This is a genomic window from Alteromonas sp. WD8-37 (genome assembly GCF_055326825.1).
Window position 1 is genome coordinate 90359 of record NZ_JBUZOV010000004.1, and the last position, 17154, is coordinate 107512.

General features: G+C 52.4%; 14 protein-coding genes. 5 read left to right on the forward strand and 9 right to left on the reverse strand.

The genetic code is table 11. The features are described from left to right. Window positions 1-101 precede the first annotated feature (101 nt). The gene (glnE, locus tag ACTUJZ_RS11135) at window positions 102-2981 is read left to right on the forward strand and encodes a bifunctional [glutamate--ammonia ligase]-adenylyl-L-tyrosine phosphorylase/[glutamate--ammonia-ligase] adenylyltransferase (protein WP_463636387.1); all 2880 of its coding nucleotides are present in this window, start codon (window positions 102-104) and stop codon (window positions 2979-2981) included. 5 nt (window positions 2982-2986) lie between these two features. Here the strand turns inward: glnE and ACTUJZ_RS11140 are convergent, their stop codons facing one another. The 7 genes from ACTUJZ_RS11140 to ACTUJZ_RS11170 form a co-directional block, all read right to left on the reverse strand. Continuing rightward, window positions 2987-3595, reverse strand: a complete 609-nt coding sequence (locus ACTUJZ_RS11140; RefSeq protein WP_463636388.1) for a TcpQ domain-containing protein — start codon at window positions 3593-3595, stop codon at window positions 2987-2989. Window positions 3596-3736: 141 nt separating this feature from the next. Beyond that, entirely contained in the window at window positions 3737-4666 is a 930-nt protein-coding gene (gene lpxL / locus ACTUJZ_RS11145) for an LpxL/LpxP family Kdo(2)-lipid IV(A) lauroyl/palmitoleoyl acyltransferase (RefSeq protein ID WP_463636389.1), read from the reverse strand. Window positions 4667-4800: 134 nt separating this feature from the next. Continuing rightward, window positions 4801-5058: a DUF3081 family protein gene (locus ACTUJZ_RS11150; RefSeq protein WP_463636390.1), complete on the reverse strand. Its 258-nt coding sequence runs from the start codon at window positions 5056-5058 to the stop codon at window positions 4801-4803. An 85-nt stretch (window positions 5059-5143) separates the two neighbouring features. Next, entirely contained in the window at window positions 5144-5638 is a 495-nt protein-coding gene (locus ACTUJZ_RS11155; protein ID WP_463636391.1) for an autotransporter outer membrane beta-barrel domain-containing protein, read from the reverse strand. A gap of 51 nt (window positions 5639-5689) precedes the next feature. Continuing rightward, window positions 5690-6898, reverse strand: coding sequence for a hypothetical protein (locus ACTUJZ_RS11160; RefSeq protein WP_463636392.1), 1209 nt, complete (start codon window positions 6896-6898; stop codon window positions 5690-5692). A gap of 4 nt (window positions 6899-6902) precedes the next feature. Continuing rightward, window positions 6903-7712 (reverse strand): outer membrane lipoprotein-sorting protein, encoded by an 810-nt coding sequence (locus tag ACTUJZ_RS11165; RefSeq protein ID WP_463636393.1) that lies wholly within the window; start codon window positions 7710-7712, stop codon window positions 6903-6905. Then, entirely contained in the window at window positions 7696-10014 is a 2319-nt protein-coding gene (locus ACTUJZ_RS11170; RefSeq protein ID WP_463636394.1) for an efflux RND transporter permease subunit, read from the reverse strand. Before ACTUJZ_RS11170 ends, ACTUJZ_RS11165 begins: the two co-directional genes overlap by 17 nt. Before the next feature lie 251 nt (window positions 10015-10265). Between ACTUJZ_RS11170 and ACTUJZ_RS11175 the strand changes: the two genes are divergently transcribed. The 4 genes from ACTUJZ_RS11175 to ACTUJZ_RS11190 all read left to right on the forward strand — a co-directional run bounded on the left by ACTUJZ_RS11175 (window position 10266) and on the right by ACTUJZ_RS11190 (window position 15270). Beyond that, window positions 10266-12530, forward strand: coding sequence for an acyl-CoA dehydrogenase (locus ACTUJZ_RS11175; protein ID WP_463636395.1), 2265 nt, complete (start codon window positions 10266-10268; stop codon window positions 12528-12530). Window positions 12531-12693: 163 nt separating this feature from the next. Further along, window positions 12694-13272, forward strand: a complete 579-nt coding sequence (locus tag ACTUJZ_RS11180; protein ID WP_463636396.1) for a thymidine kinase — start codon at window positions 12694-12696, stop codon at window positions 13270-13272. A gap of 10 nt (window positions 13273-13282) precedes the next feature. Then, window positions 13283-14029, forward strand: a complete 747-nt coding sequence (locus tag ACTUJZ_RS11185; protein WP_463636397.1) for an SDR family oxidoreductase — start codon at window positions 13283-13285, stop codon at window positions 14027-14029. Between the two features lie 749 nt (window positions 14030-14778). Then, window positions 14779-15270 (forward strand): hypothetical protein, encoded by a 492-nt coding sequence (locus ACTUJZ_RS11190; protein WP_463636398.1) that lies wholly within the window; start codon window positions 14779-14781, stop codon window positions 15268-15270. 37 nt (window positions 15271-15307) lie between these two features. On the opposite strand, the gene ACTUJZ_RS11195 is transcribed toward ACTUJZ_RS11190, so the two are convergent. Further along, window positions 15308-16333 (reverse strand): LacI family DNA-binding transcriptional regulator, encoded by a 1026-nt coding sequence (locus ACTUJZ_RS11195; RefSeq protein WP_463636399.1) that lies wholly within the window; start codon window positions 16331-16333, stop codon window positions 15308-15310. Window positions 16334-16506: 173 nt separating this feature from the next. After that, window positions 16507-17136, reverse strand: a complete 630-nt coding sequence (upp, locus tag ACTUJZ_RS11200; protein ID WP_463636400.1) for a uracil phosphoribosyltransferase — start codon at window positions 17134-17136, stop codon at window positions 16507-16509. Window positions 17137-17154 lie beyond the last annotated feature (18 nt).

Consider the following 17154-nt stretch of genomic DNA (forward strand, 5'->3'; position numbering starts at 1 on the left):
AGGTTCCTTTAACGATGGTAAGTGCGGGCTGTAATAGTGGAGCTGTTCGCGATGATGTGACAGACTCCGTTCAACTATTCACCTCAGATATGGCGTGTATTATGCCTACGCAAGAGCAAATGAACAGGATTATCGCAGAGCGCACTCAGACCTTTTGGCAGAAGTTCGACGCTGACGAGCATACCGCGCAACCCGAGTCTGCGGACTACTATCTGCCCGGTTTAAGTGAATTTGTCAGCCGTTATCTTGAGCTGCATCCGGACTGGTTAGCGCAACCCAGCGACGACCCGGACTCACTCGATTATCCTGCCTTACTGCAAGCGCGGTTGGCCGAGGTTAACAGCGAAGATGACTTGCACCGTGCACTGCGTCAATTTCGCAATGCGCAGATGGCTAACCTGGCCCGCCGCGATTTGCTCAACCAGCAAAGTATCGAGACCTCCATCATCGCCATGTCTGATCTGGCTGATGCACTAATTTTAGCTGCCCGTGACTGGCTGTATCACCATTTAAGCCAGCGCTATGGCACTCCCGCCGGTCCACACGGTCCGCAGCCGCTGTTGATTTTGGGGATGGGCAAGCTAGGCGGACGGGAACTCAACTTTTCCTCTGATATCGATCTGATTTTTTGCTATCCCACCAAGGGTATGACCGAAGGCGGACGCAAACAAATGGAAAACCAGCAGTTTTTTAATAAGCTGGCGCAAAAGCTTATTGCAGCACTGAACACAGTGACCGTGGATGGCCAGGTTTTTCGGGTGGATATGCGGCTGCGCCCGTTTGGTGACAGCGGCCCGCTGGTGACCCATTTTGCTGCGCTGGAAGATTATTATCAGGAGCAGGGGCGCAGCTGGGAGCGCTTTGCGATGGTCAAAGCCCGGGTGCTTGGCGCGGAGAGTCCGTATTTGGCAGAGCTCAAAAATATCCTGCGCCCTTTTACGTTTCGTCGCTATCTGGATTTCACCACTATCGATGCGCTGCGTCATATGAAAGGGCTCATCACCCGGGAGATCCGCCGCCGAGGACTGACCGACAACATCAAGCTGGGCCCGGGCGGGATCCGCGAGGTCGAATTTTTTGCCCAAAGTTTTCAGTTAATCCATGGCGGACGCGAACCGGCTCTGCAGCAGCGCGGCCTGCATGAAACGCTCACAGCATTGGCCGATTTAGACATTGTGGAAGCTGGCACCATCCACACCCTGTACGACCATTATCAGTTTTTGCGTAAAGTTGAGCACACACTGCAACAATTTGATGATGCCCAGACCCAAACCCTGCCTGACGATGAGCACCAGCAGGCAGTCCTGTGCCAGATCATGGATTTTGCCGACTACGAAGCATTTTATGCTGAATTGAGCCAGCGGATGGAAGAGGTACATGCCCAGTTTAACGATCTGGTGGAAGAGCATCATCAAAGTCATTCCAGCGAAGACTCGCTGTATCTGGTGTGCAAAGATGCCTGGCAACTGGATATGAACCAGGATGATTTTGGCCTGTTGCTGGCCCCGTATGTGGATGACCACAATGCCGAGGCGGTGTATGAACAGCTCAACGGATTTCGAGCCAGTCTGCGTCAGTTTCGTATTGGTGAACGGGGCCAGAAAACCCTCGATGAACTCATGCCAGAGTTACTGCACACTCTGCTTGAGCAATGCCCGACCGATGCCCATACCGTGATGCCGCGGCTGCTAAATGTAATCCGGGCCATCACCGGGCGTACTACCTATTTAAATTTGCTGCTGGAAAATCTCGAGGTGCTAAAACAATTAGTGCATCTATGCCAGGGCAGTGATTGGATTGCACGGCAGATCCAACGTTTTCCCCTGTTGCTGGATGAATTACTCACCCCGCTGTATTTGCAGCAACAAAATAGCGGGCTGGAAGAAAGCCGCGCCGAATATACCGACGAGTTACGCCAGCAACTGCTGCGCATCGACCCGGACGATGTGGAGCAAACCATGGAAGCATGCCGCCAGTTTAAGCTGTGTCAGCAACTGCGGATTGCTGCTTCGGATATCAGTGGCTCGCTGCCGGTCACCCGGGTCAGTGACAAACTTACCGTGCTGGCAGAGGTGCTGCTGGAGTCGGTCATCAGCCAAGCCTGGGGGCAGGTCAGTGCCCGCTTTGGCGAACCTGAGCATCTGCAGGACAACCAGCGCGGCTTTGCGGTAATTGGCTATGGCAAGCTGGGTGGCTATGAACTGGGCTATGGGTCGGATCTGGATCTGGTATTTGTGCACAACGCACCGGATGGCAGCCATACCAACGGCAAAAAAGCGGTGGGCGCTCAGCAATTTTATATCAAGCTGGCGCAGCGCATCATGCACTTACTGAACACCACCACGCTGTTTGGCCAGCTGTATGAAACCGATCTACGTCTGCGGCCGTCCGGCTCTGCGGGCTTGCTGTGCTGCCATATCGACGGCTTCGAAAGTTATCAGCGTCAGCAAGCCTGGACCTGGGAGCACCAGGCGCTGGTCAGAGCCCGAGGCGTGGCCGGCGACCCGGCTTTACTGGAGTCTTTCGTGGCTATTCGCAATGCCATATTACAAGCCGAGCGCGACGCCTCTTCGCTGGCCGAGGAAGTGGTGACCATGCGCGAAAAAATGCGCAGTCATCTCAATAACAGCAAGCAACAGGATGTGGATTTGAAACATTGTGTGGGGGGCATCACCGATATTGAATTTTTGACTCAGTACTGGGTGCTGGCCGGTGCCCATGACCATTCGGTGCTGACCCGCTACACGGATAATTTGCGTATATTAGAACAAGCCAGCGCGCTAGCGATCATTGATGATGGCACCAGCCGTACCCTGGCCAATGCCTATTTGTCATTGCGTAATCAGTATCATCATCTGACCCTGGCCGATGACAAGCTGGCGGTGTCCAATGAGGCATTAGAGCAGCTACGCGACAAGGTCAGCGCCATCTGGCAGCAAACTCTGGCTAAGCAGACTGAACAAGCCAGTAAACCGGACTAGTCTGGTTACTGGCGGGTGCAGTGAGTCTGTAAAAAGTCGGTGGTTTTGTCGGTCACCACCAGCGAGCGCTGATGCGGGCACACAAAGGTGCTGACCTGGCCGGCAAAATTGCTGTCTACCGCGCTGGCGATCTGGCCCAGCGAACCGACGATAGTATCGTCCATCTGAAACTGGTGTTTAATAACAAAATCCTGGTGCAGATCCCAGATAACCTGCATCCCCTCTTTCTCAGCATAGGCGGAAATCGCTTCACGCAGGGTATTGCCCGCTTTGAAGGTGCGGTGCTTGTGCTCGCCAACCCAGCTGTCCTTGACCGGCCGCAGTTCGCTGGCCATCGCCTGCAGGCGCGAATCCAGCGGCATGTCAGCATTGTTCACATCCAACACAAAATCGCCGGTGGGCACTTCCGGGCTGGAAGGCGAACTGCTGCGAAATTCGCTGTAAAAATCACTTAAGCCTTTGGACACCGAACGCTCTTCGGTGCCCATCTCAGCACTTTCTTCATTGTGTTGCTGGTTGAGGTAAATCAACACACTGGCAATTACTATCAGCACCAGCGCCAACATTATCTGTTTGGCCCAAAAAGCGGTGCTCGAAAATCCCTTTGTTGCCATACTGCTCGTCTCGTGGGTTTTTTGACCAGGTTAACTTAATACTACAGTGAAATTTACCTCAGTGACAAATTTATCCCGCCAGGGTGAAGACCCTCATTCATCTGCGCGGGCACGTCTTGAGCCGCTTAGCTGGTGTATGGCTTAACCGGTGTACAGCGACGGGTCGCTGTCATGGGGCCGGGTTTTAAAGCGCTTGTGCATCCACAAATAACTTTCAGGCTGTTCTGCCACGATTTTGGCCACATGTTCGTTGAGCAGGGTCAGCGCAGCATGATCATCCAGTGTGGCCAGTTCGGGCAACGGAGGGTATATTTTTATGCGATAGCCGGAGGCGGTGTACTGCGAGGTGAAAATCATCGGCACACAGTTGGCACGACGGGCAAACATCAAGGTGGCGGTGGACGTCGCGGTTTGCGCCACTCCGCCAAAGGGCACAAATATGCTCTGACTGCGGCCATAATCCTGATCCGGCAGGTACAAACATAGCTCCTGACTATCCAGTGCCGCCATTAGTGCGCGGGCGTTACGTTTGTGGATCATGTATTTATTGGAGCGGGCACGGCCGTGATACTGCAAATAATCCACCAACGGATTATTGTGCTTGCGGTAAAACGCAATGGCTGGGTGAGTATAACCTAAACCGCGGCAGGCAAATTCCAGATTCATATTATGCAGCGCCAGGCCGAACACCCCTTTGCCTTCGGCCAGCGCCGCTTCCACATGCTCAAAACCTTCAATTTCGATATGCCGTTTGACGCGCCAGTCTGGCCACCACCAGCCCATGGCGGTTTCAAACAAGGCATTGCCGGCGCGCGCGACATTGTGCCGGGTCAGTCGGGTCACTTCCTGCTCGCTCAACTGGGGATAAGTCAGCTCGATATTACGGCGAGCCACCGCCACCCGTTTTGGCACAATACGGCCAATCAGGCGCCCCACTCCACGGCCTAACAAGCGGATGGCTGGTAGCGGTAGCCAGGTCAGCAGGTACAGCACCCCGGCACCCAGCCACACCGGCCAGTATTTGGGACCTAGATATGCAATTTTAAAAGACGGGGGGGTAATGCCTGCCAACGCCAATAGCTCCTGAAATTTTTTGCCTATTGTACTTGCTGGGCCACTGAATGCCAGTGTTTCGCCGATGTACAAAAAAGCCCGCCATAAGGCGGGCTTAGCAACTGTAGTCTGAATTAAGCTGCCAATCCAGTTCAGTACTCTTCGTCGATGGATTTTAGCTTTTTAGTAAACTGATTAACGTGTTCATCTGACTCATAATCAAAATGATACTGATTATGAAAGCCATATTGTAGCTTCACTTTGGGATCTTCTATAAACAGGGTATAGCCGTCCATATCGGTAAACGCAGTGATGCCATTTAACTGATAGCGATCATCCTGCTTGGTCCCAAACTGGCGGATTTTATCGAAAACCCTGAGCACAAATGTGTTGTCCAACTCATTTTTCATGAATATCAGCACCTTTACGTTGGTTTATCTATTCATACCGTGCACTGGGCGGGAAAGTTTACTCGACAACCCACTCGCTGGCTGACTAATTAAAATTATACCGAAATGCCAGATTGAACAAGTTGGCGGAAAACTCATCTTCGCCGCGCACATATTCGTATTCCAGCCGGATCATACTGTTGAGCCCCACATGAAAATCAAAGCCCAGCCCAGCCATGCCGGCGACAATGCCATCATCAAACTGGCAGTTGGTGCACGCTTCGGTCATCGCCTGGCCGCGAATATCAGTGCGCATCACACCCAGCTTATAAAACAACTCACCATGGCGGCCACCGGCCTTGCCCAGTAGCGCCAGATACAGCCCATCAGCTTTAAGTGCTACCAGCTCGTTTTCATCATCAAACAGCCGCTTAAAGCCTGCCTCGACATACCATTGGGGGCTCAGTTCATGGCCAAACGCCAGGTACAGAGTCTCACTGCCTGCATCCACCTGCTGGTACTCGCCATCGCCATATCCGCTGCCCACAATGCCATACATCTTATCCGTGGCCTGCGCGCTGAAAGTGGTAAGTCCTGCCACACTAATCAACGCTCCAATCCATTTTTTTATCATTCTCTATACCACTATTTATTAGAAAAAATACTCCAGCGTTACCTGCACATGATCATCGCGCCGCAAAAAGAAAAATGTATCGAACTCATCATCGGATGAAAATAGATAGGCATCCACTTTCCAGCGCCAGTTGTCGGTCATCCGGCTGGAGGCCTCTACGAAGGCATTATAGGTGCCGGTATCATCCAGGTCCTGCACAAACCCAGCCAGTACCTCGGTACCGTCGATATCATTGAATGACCAGCGTGCGCCCACCATTAAATCATTCTGGCCGGTACTAAAAAAGTTATTTTCGCGCTCATCAAACTGATATTCCATCAGAAGGCCTACATCGTGATTGGTCCCTAGTACCCCCACCGAAGTGCGCTCAAAGCCGGCCACCGCGGCCGTAAAGTCTTCACTCTGGCCTTCACGATAGATCCCCTCAAATTTAAGTAACCAGGCACCCTGCACTTTTAGCAGATCGACCCCGAACTGCTGGATCTGGGCATAATATGGAAAAATAAACGGCTCGGTGATCACATCCTGGCCAACCTGCAGCTCCGGCTCCCGGGTGGTGCCGTTAAAGTACGACAGGCCTACCTCATACTCGCCGATACTGTGCATGTAGCGCAGCGCATAGTCCAGGTGATGCTGTTCAGCGCCGGATTCATACTCCGCACGGTCGGTATCTACCGGCAGTGGTGGCCTAAAGCGCCCTTCCAGGCCAGAGAAAGTGCGCTCGCGAAAATACGGTAATACATAGGCAGACAAGGTGCCCCAATCCCCGTAGGTGGTAAAATTCACCATGGGCTGACCGAGCTTTTCTTCGCCGTCCACCTGCTCAACCAGGTCGGTCTGGTTAATGATATCTACCAGATGTAAGGATTCGGTCTGGCCCCAAAAGACCTTACCTACCCCGACCCGGGTTTCCCAGTTATCGGCAACATGCAGCCACTGCAGTTCACGAACATCCCAGTGGGTGCGCTCGCTGTCCTGATTATCCAGGCGAGCAAATGGCTTGAACAACAAACTGTCCTGGCCGTCGTTCCACTCGGTATACCATTCCGGCTCAACAGCCACCGAGGCTTGCGTGCGGGGCTGCTCAGGATACGCGGCATCCTGCAAAAAATAGCGCCCTTCAAATGAGGCACTGCCGGCCATCTCAATATCCCTGAGCACCTGGGCCTGACTGGAAAGCGCTGCCGTCGCCATGGCAGCCGTGAGAAGTCGGAATTTAAATTTCATAGCGTTAGCGGGCTCTGCGTAGGCTGTTTTTGTCAAAATCGGATTCATCGAGTTCCTGTTTAAATAACAGATTCTCGGTCACCAGCTCGGTGGATTTACCGGTTTGCTGGTTGTACATGTAGCTGCGAGAGGGGCGCCAGAATGTTTTACCGTCTACCTCGTACGAGGAATAGTCCTCAAATTCCAGGGTTTTCAGCGCATCGTCTTTACGGTCGAAAAACTCCACCTTGCGCACCCGATAGTGTTCCTGATCAATCCACACGATTTGCTTGGAATAACCAGAAAATTCATCCTGAGGAATTTGTTCAATCACATACACTTTATCGCCCTGATACGTGTCTTCGCGCAAAAAGTCGTAGTTAAACTTTTCCACCTCAAACGAGGTCATGTCTTCAAAGGCAAATTCACTGCTCATAAACGGGCCGGATTTATTGCGCGAGGCAATCCGCTTTACCCGCTTGATGGCCGGCAAATAAATCCACTGCTCATCCGGCTCCATGGCATGAGAAAAACTCAAAAATGCGGTGCCCGCCACATCCCGTGGCGAATCAAATACGGTTAATGCCTTATCACCATCGTCCTGCACTTCCAGCGAGTCCACGCGCATCTGGCGGGTCGCTTCCTGGCCCTGGGCATTGCGTAAAATCATGGTGATTTCAGCCACACTGTTATCCCAGCCGCTGTCCTTGGCTTTACGAGTTTCGGCGATCTCCAGCCCTTTTTGCTGGGATTTTTCATCCGCCCAAAGCGGCGCGCTAAAGGCCAGCAGTGCACATAACAGCCAGTGCTGGCGCGGTTTATACAGTTGTTTCATGTTCACCTCTGAACGTCTTTTTTTGCACGCGGGCCAGCCATAACAAAAAGGCTGGCAGCAATAATAAATCAACTAAAAGTGCCGCGACAATGATGATCACGGTCAGTGTGCCCATATCCGAATTCAACCGGAAGCTGGACAACATCAATATGCCAAAGCCGGCCGCCAGAACCAAAGTGGTGGTCACCAGCGCCTGTCCTACCGTGGCAAAAGTATATCGGATGGCTTCGTGCACAGTGCGGCCGGCATGGCGGGCCAGCTGATACTTAGATAAAAAATGCACTGTGTCATCAACAATGATGCCCATGGTCATACTTAAGACCACCGACAAAGCCATATTGATTTCGCCGGAAACCATGCCCCAGACCCCAAAGCCAATCCCAGCTGGGACCAGATTGGTCATCAGACTGACCAGCCCAAGGCGCCAGGATTTCAGCGCCACCAGGATCAGCCCGGAAATTAACACCAGCGCCAAAACGGTGCCCCACACCATACTTTGCATATTGCGCGCGCCGATGTGGGCAAACATCAATGGCGGGCTGGCCGCCTCCATACGCAATTGCGGTGCCAGGTCAGCAAATTTGGCCTTCGCGCGCTGTTCAAACTCGGTAAATTCATTACTGCCCAGGTTATCCAATACGGCAATCACCCGCACCGCAGATTTGTTTAGGTCAATTTGATTGTTCAGGTCGAGCCCGTACGGCAGCGACATTTCATACAATAACAGGTACTGCGAAGCCGTATCAGCATCCTCGGGTAAACGATAATAGGCCGGATTGTCATCATTCATATTCATGTTGAGCCGCTTCATGGTATCACTGAAGCTGGTCACGTGATGTACTTCCGGCTGTTCATTTAACCAGCGCGAAAAGCTGTCTACTTTTTGCAACACCTCTGGTTGGGTGACGCCGTATTCTTCATCGGTGTGGATCACAAAATCGATGTTTGACATGCCGCCCATGGTCTCTTCCTGCACATTCACCGCCTGGCGAAAGGTGCTGCCATGGTCAAAGTATTTCACCGCCACATCATTGAGCACATTGTTGGTGGAAAACACCAGCGTCACAATCACAACCAGTAGAGACACCGGCAAAATGCGGCGATGATGGCGACACACCCAGTCGCCTGCCTGTTCAAAGCGGCCGGTGTGGCGGCCATGCTTGGCCGGCAAGCGCAGCGGCAGCATGTTCAGCAGTGCCGGCAATACGGTTAATGAGAACAAGCAGGCACACATCACGCCCACCGCGGTCATATTCCCCAGATCAGCCAGTATTGGCACAGCTGAGAAATTGAGCATCAAAAAGCCAATGGCAGTGGTAACACTGGTGATCAGGACCGGCTTGGTATTTACCTTCATGCTCTCGGCCAGCGCTTCGTGCTTGGCCATGCCCTGGCGGGCAAACTGGCGAAAGCTGACAATCACATGAATACAGTCCGCCACGGCCAGGGTCATCACCATGGTGGGCACATTGACGGTGGCGGTACTTAAAAATAACCCGGCCCAACCGGCCAGGCCCATGGTCACCACAATGCAGGAGCCTACAATTACCAAGGTGGCCAGCGCGGCAATCACCGAGCGGGTTAGTAGCGCAATCATCACGGTAATCACCACAAACATCAGTGGGATCAAGGTTTGCGCGTCGTCCTGGGCGGCCACCGCAAAGGCATCGTTCATGATCACCATGCCGGTCAGATAAATCTCATGATCCGGGTAGGTTTGCTCAAACTGTTGCTCTAACTGACGCGCGTAATCGGCAATCTCTATCACCTCTTTGGTCTGGTCACCATCAGGCAGTTGAATCGTGGCATTGATGACCGCCACCGAGCCATTGGCGGCCACCAGCCGGCCGTCTACCTCCGGCGTGCTTTGCACCACCTCGCGCACCCAGCGGATATGCCCCTTGTCATACTGGCCCTGCCGAATGAGGTCGGTGACCACCAGATCGTCATCTTCAGCATAGGTGTGCTGATAATTGGCAATGGACTCGACCCGGGTGGAAAGCGGCAGTTGCCAGGCTTGCTCAGTTAACTCGTGAATCAGCTTAAAGGTGTCGGTCTGAAACACCGTTTGCGCTTTGGGCACAATTAAAAACGAGACATTCTCGCTTTTATTAAAGGTGTTTTGCATTTGTTCAAAAGCCTGGCGCTGAGGATTGTCCGGCTCAAAAAAGACTTTATAGTCGCCACGAAAATACAGGCTGGAAGCGCCCCAACCGGTGGCAGCGCACACAATAATAAAGAGCAGGACAGCAAGTTTGGGTGAATGCAGACACCACTGCATCCAGGCGGGCAGTTTTTGCATAGAACCGGCGTACCTTGTGATGATCAATGAACAGCCCACAGTGTAGCGAGATTTACCCGGTAAATGTAAGCCACCTGTGGGTTTTTATTCTGATGCTTAGGTATCAGAACACGCCTAAACCCTGTAGCCAGCCATCTAATAGGATTAAATTTCATTAAACCTGTTAACAATGCACTAACCAGATTTGATCTTTGGGCCCGATGGTGTAATATTCGAATCATACAACTGGTCAGATGAGCGGATGAGTGATTATGAGTATTAGACAAAGCCTGAAAAAAGTTCTTCCTCCTATTTCGGTAACCGAACAGGAAGCACTGGATGCTGGTGACATTTGGATTGAATCATCAATTTATCAGGGTAAGCCTGATATGGACGCGCTGCGCGCTGTGCCAAAAGCTCAGCTGAGCGCTGACGAGCAAGCCTTTTTAGATGGCCCGGTGCAAGAACTGCTGGGCATGATCGACGATTTCGAGCTGGGTAATGGCAAGCATATTCCTCAGCCGGTATTGGATTTTCTGGGTAAAAACCGGTTCTTTTCGATGATCATTCCGAAAAAATTTGGTGGCCTGGAATTCAGCCCGTATGCCAACTCCACTGTGGTAGCGACGATTGCAGCGAAAAGCGGCGCGATTGCAGTAACCGTGATGGTGCCTAACTCATTAGGCCCGGGCGAGCTGCTGATGCATTACGGCACCACCGCACAACAAGATTACTGGTTGCCGCGTCTGGCGGTTGGCCAGGATATTCCGTGCTTTGCCCTGACCAGCCCAGAAGCGGGTTCAGATGCCGGTGCCATTCCGGATGCTGGGATTGTGACCAAGGGTGAGTATAACGGCGAAGAAGTACTGGGCCTGTCGGTAACGTGGGATAAGCGTTATATCACGCTGGCGCCGATTGCCACGGTATTGGGTCTGGCCTTTAAAGTGTACGATCCAGACGGTTTACTGGGTGGCAAAAAAGAGCTGGGTATTACCTGTGCCCTGCTGCCTAAGTCGCACCCTGGCGTAGAGCTGGGTAACCGTCATGACCCCATGGGCCAGCGTTTTTACAATGGTACTACCCGTGGTGAAAATGTGTTTATTCCGATGGACTTCATTATCGGTGGCCAGAAAAATATCGGCCGTGGCTGGCAGATGCTGGTGAGCTGCTTAGGCGCTGGTCGTGGTATTTCTTTGCCGGCGATGGGTGTAGCAACTGCTCAGTCATCATTTAAAGCGGCCTCTGAGTACAGCTTTGTGCGTGAACAGTTCAGCCTGAACATCGGTAAGTTCGAGGGTATTCAGGGCAAAATGGCGGACATCGCCGGCAAAACCTTCTTGCTTGAAGCCATGCGTGTGTTGACCACCGAAGGCCTGGGCATGGGTCTTAAGCCGTCGGTAGTAACCGCGATTGCTAAATATCACATGACCGAGCTGGGCCGTGATGTGTTGAACTCAGCCATGGATATCCAGGCGGGTAAAGCGATTCAACGTGGTCCACAGAATACTCTGGCCGGTGCCTATGGCGCGATGCCGATTGCCATCACGGTTGAAGGGGCCAATATTTTGACCCGTAACCTGATGATTTTCGGCCAGGGCGCAATGCGCTGTCACCCGTATCTGAAAGACATGGTTGAGCTGATCCACAGCAACGACAGCAGTGCTGATGCAGAATTTAATACTGTGTTGCGCAAAACTATCAGCTTTAGCGTGAAAAACTCACTGCGCAGTATTGTGCAAAGTTACGCGCCCTTTGCCCGTGATGCTAAATCAGCATTGCCAGAAGTACGTCGTTATGAAAAACGCGTTAACAGCCTGGCAGCCAAGCTGGCGCCACTGGCCGATTTATCGCTAGCGGTTTTGGGCGGCAACCTGAAAAAAGCAGAACTGCTCTCTGCCCGCTTAGGCGATGTGATGAGCTATCTGTATGGTGCCATGGCGGCGATTCGTTTTTACGAGCAGCGCATTGATGATCGCCAGCAAGCGCGGCCTTATTTTGAATATGCCATGCAGTGGTCATTGATGCAGGCGGAAAAAGCGATTGTTGATTTCATCAGCAACTTCCCGAACACCGCAACTCGGGGCCTGATGCGTGTACTAACCAACACCTACACCAACAGCACCTCTACCGTTTCTGACAAGCTGGTGACTGAATTATCAGCCGCGGCGATGGAAGACAGTTCGGTGAAAGCGCAGCTGACTCACCTGGTGCGCCCGGTAGCTGGCGACGGTAATGACATCAACGAGCAGGCCTTTAAAGCCAAGCACGCGGTGGCACCGCTGTTAGGTAAAGTGCAAAAAGCCTTGCGTAAAGAGCCAGTGGTGCCGTTTGTTTCGTTTGAAAATGCGCTGAACAAGCTGCAGGAAAAAGGCGTAATCAATGCCTCTGAAGCTGCCCAGCTGCATGACTACAACGAAAAACGTAAACTGGCGGTACGCGTGGATGAGTTCACCTTCGACCTGGAATTGCTCAGTGCCGAAGAAACTATGCCTGGCAGCACTCCGGTAGCGCCGGCCAAGGATGAAAAAGCCGCCTAAATCGACAGCAAATTCTGCCTGTAAACAGGAGCCCTTGTGGCTCCTGTTTTTGTTTGTGCGCCTGGCCGAGAAGTTCGCACATTGCTTGCCAAGTTGGTTACAATGGGTCTTTGGCTCACCCGACCGGCGTGCTACGGCCCCGGCGCATAAGAAAACAAACTCTATGGCCCAGCTTTATTTTTATTACTCGGCAATGAATGCCGGTAAATCCACCGCCCTGCTGCAGTCTGCATACAATTATCGCGAACGTGGCATGCATACCCTCATTTTCACTGCCGAGGTGGATGATCGCTACGAGATAGGCAAGGTCACCTCACGCATTGGCCTGCAGGCTGAAGCCTTGCTGTATAACGCCCAAGACAATATTTATCAGGCTGTATTTAAACAACACCGCAAGCAACCGCTCGACAGTGTGTTTATCGACGAAGCCCAGTTTTTGACCCGTAAACAGGTGCGTCAACTGGTAGAGATTGTCGATGAGCTGGATATTCCGGTGCTTGCCTATGGCCTGCGCACCGACTTTTTGGGCGAAACCTTTGAAGGTAGCCATTATCTGCTGGCCTGGGCCGACAAACTGGCGGAGCTCAAAACTGTGTGCCATTGTGGTCGTAAAGCCAGCTTTGTGGTGCGCCTGGATGATGAAGGCAATGCCGTGACCTGCGGCGATCAGGTGCAAATTGGCGGCAACGATCGCTATGAGTCGATGTGCCGTAAACATTTCAAACAATTGGTCTGGGACTAAGCTTTTGCCTATGCGCAGGAATATTTTGATCACCGGAGCCAGCTCCGGTCTTGGCCGAGGAATGGCCATTGAGTTTGCCCGCCAGGGTCATAATCTGGCGTTATGCGCCCGGCGGGCAGACCATCTGGACTCACTGAAAACAGAGTGCCTGGCGATTAACCGCGGGCTTAAAATCAGTGTTCAGACATTGGATGTTAATGATCATGATGCTGTTTTTGAAACCTTCCAGCTTTTTGAAAAACAACTGGGTGGCCTGGACCGGATCATCGTGAATGCCGGGATGGGCAAAGGTGCGTCGATTGGCACCGGCCATTTTGATGCCAACAAACAAACAGCCATCACCAATTTTGTCTCGGCTCTGGCGCAGTGTGAAGCGGCCATGGAGATTTTTCGAAAGCAAAATTACGGCCATCTGGTGACAATTTCGTCGGTCAGCGGGATCCGTGGCTTTCGCCGGGCACTGACGGTCTATGCAGCTTCCAAAGCCGCGTTGACCTCATTGTCAGAAGGAATCCGGGTCGATGTGATGGACACCCCGATAAAAGTCACCACCGTGCATCCCGGCTTTATCCGCTCGGCCATCAATGAAAAAGTCAAAAATGTGCCATTTATCGTCGATACCGAGACCGGCTGCAAGGCACTGGTCAAGGCTATCAACCGCGAACCCGCCAATGCCTTTGTCCCCGCCTGGCCATGGGCTGTGGTGCGCTATTTTCTGCGCGTGGCGCCACTCTCCGTACTGTCAAAAATGAGCTAATTGTCTTGCCGGCTGCTGCCGGCCTGGCGCTTTTTGTTTGCCCCTTTGATTTAGAAATCCCATGTGGCCTGGACACCCACCTTTGCCTGGACACCCACCTTCGGCCTGGACACCCACCTTCGGCCTGGACACCCACCTTTAGCCTGGAGACCCACCTTCGGCCTGGACACCCACCTTTGGCCTGGACACCCACCTTTGGCCTGGACACCCACCTTTCGCCTGGACACCCACCTTTAGCCTGGACACCCACCTTCGACCTGGACATCAACCTTTGGCATGGACACCCACCTTTGACTGGACATCCACCTTGGCCTGGGCACCCCCAAAATCATCGGACTCTGTTTTCTCACATACTCTGGCTGTACCCTGCTGACCACCAGGTGGCCGTAATTGACGTGGATATTTTAATTAGGGCTCGAGGCTGACTATGGGTGTCCAGCATCATGGCTTTCCAATTGACGTCCGTCCCATTAGCCTATGGATGTCCAAAATAGATGGATGTCCGATAAACACTCTTCGCGTGAACACGTGGATGTCCCAAATGAGATGGTCGTCTTGTCTACGGTTTTGTCTACGATGGGTGTCTCAACAACGTTGGCTGCGCCTTGGGTATACCGCTGCCCTAACCATGGCCGGCAAAGTCTAGACTAATGAATAAGGGCGAAGTCGACGAGGCTGTTATACAGTTAAAGTATTAGGTAATAACTATATGGCGGTTGCGGGCCGTCGTTAGCCCTGTGAATGTTACTATGCTTGCACCATCTGCCATCACTCAGCTTAGCCTTGCACTAAGTCGCGCGACCCTGTCTGATTCTGATAAAGCCAAGGCTGTGTGTCAGTGCATGCTTACAATGTTACATGGCTTACGCCGGGTTTCGGTGTGGCGTATCGATGCTGCCAGTCAACAGGTGCAGTGTCTGGCGATGATGATGCCGGGCCGTGATGCAGTCGTTCCCGACACCAGCCTGTGTATGACAAACCATGCTGATTTTATCGACCAGCTCCAGCAACATCAGGTGATCATATCCAGACAGGGCCCGGCCCACCCGGTGATCCAACAGCTCAATCGCCACTGCGAGTGCGCCCCAAACGCTGCCACCGCAGTCCACTTTCGACTTGACCAGAATCAGAAAATACGTGGATTTTTAACCTGTGAGTCGGGTGCTCCTGCCACAGACTGGACAGATACCGATCGGCTACTGCTGTCACGCATTGCCAGTACCGCGGCACTTTTTATCTAGCAGATGTAAGCGCCTACATACTGTTTGTAGATAAATTTTAACAGGTTTCACCGGGGAGCAGCTCAAACGGGAGGGTGACAGAATTCTCGTCGCCGGCTATCAAAATTTGCGCGGCCAGTTCCCCTTTGCTGATACTCGACTGGCACACCGTAGTCAGGTTGGGCCGCGTTCGGGCGGCTTCATCAATGCCATCAAAGCCGGTGATTTTTAACTGGCCGGGCACGTCAATGCCTTTGGCAATGGCACACTGCAACAATTCCAGCGCGATAATATCACTCATGCACAGCACCACAGTGGGCCGCGGCTCACAATTAAGTACTTCATTGGCAGCTTGCCGGGCATAACTGCCCTGACTCTCCGGGATATGCCATATCTGGTCGCGGCCAATACTGTTGCCTGAGTCAGTGATGGCGCGCTGATACCCGTTAAGACGGCGATGCGAAATGGACGTTTCATGGCCTAACAATGGACTATCGTAAATTCGGCACGTGTTGGGCGAGTCAATCAGCTTCAGACCCAGTATGGCGACACGTTCTGGCCCTTGCATCGCTTTCAGGGCGATATCATACGCGGCCTGTTCATTGTCAATATTGACCGACGGCACGCCTTCAATATTAAAATCGACGGTGACCACCGGTTTGGGCGCATCCGCCAACTGGTCGATGAGCGCAGTATTTTGCGGCGCCCCGTAGCAAATAAACCCATCCACGAAGTCGCTGATATCCCGAATGGCGCCATCATTGCCGCTGAACAGCAATACATGTTTACTGTGCTGCTGCAAAACGCGCGATACGCCTTTGATAAAGGTGCTGGCCACCGGATCGCTGACCATGTATTCCAGGTTGTCCGCCAGGATCAGCGCCACAATCCCCGACTTTCCTTTGCGTAATATTTGGGCGGCCTTGTTCGGCCCGTGGTAGCCAATGTGTTCACACGCTGCCAAAATTTCCGCACGCTTTTTGGCCGACAGCTGATCCGGGCGGTTAAACGCGTTAGAGATGGTTGCAGTAGACACACCAATCAGTTTGGCGACGTCTTTGAGGGTAAGTTTATTTTTATTCATAGCCACACAGACAAGGACGCCAATCATCATGATTGGCGTCGTGGGATTTCATCACATCGAACAGTATACACTAAGAGAATCTTAATCGATTAACCTAGCACAGAAAAAAGTTAAAAAAGTGTAAATTTAAATCGACGTGGTTTGTCCGCCGGCAAAAAAAATTTTCGCTACGCCTACCGGGTGCCGAAAATACGATCGCCGGCATCGCCCAGACCGGGCAGAATATAGCCATGCTCATCCAGTCTGTCGTCGATGGCTGCGGTATAAATATCAATATCCGGATGGGCGTCGGTCACTGCCTTGATCCCTTCTGGCGCTGCTACTAAAAACAGCCCCATAATCCTTGTACAACCACGTTGTTTAAGCAAATCGATGGTGGCGATAAGCGTGCCGCCGGTGGCCAGCATGGGGTCAACAATAAGCGCGGTACGCTCATCGATATCTTTGACAATTTTATCAAAATACGCCACCGGCTCGAGAGTTTCTTCATCGCGGTACAGGCCCACCACACTGATTTTGGCATTAGGGATAAGCTCCATCACCCCATCCAGCATACCTAGCCCGGCACGTAAAATGGGTACCACGGTAATCTTTTTACCTTTTATTTTTTGCACGTCGATGTGCGACCCCGACCAGCTCTCGATGGTGGCGGTTTCGGTTTGCAGATCCCGGGTTGCTTCGTAGGTCAGCAAGTTTCCCACTTCACTGGCCAGCTGACGAAAATCTTTACTGCTTAGATTGCTTTCGCGCATCACCCCCAGCTTGTGCTGAACCAGTGGGTGTTTGATTTCATGAACTGCCATAATGCCCTCCGAACAAGC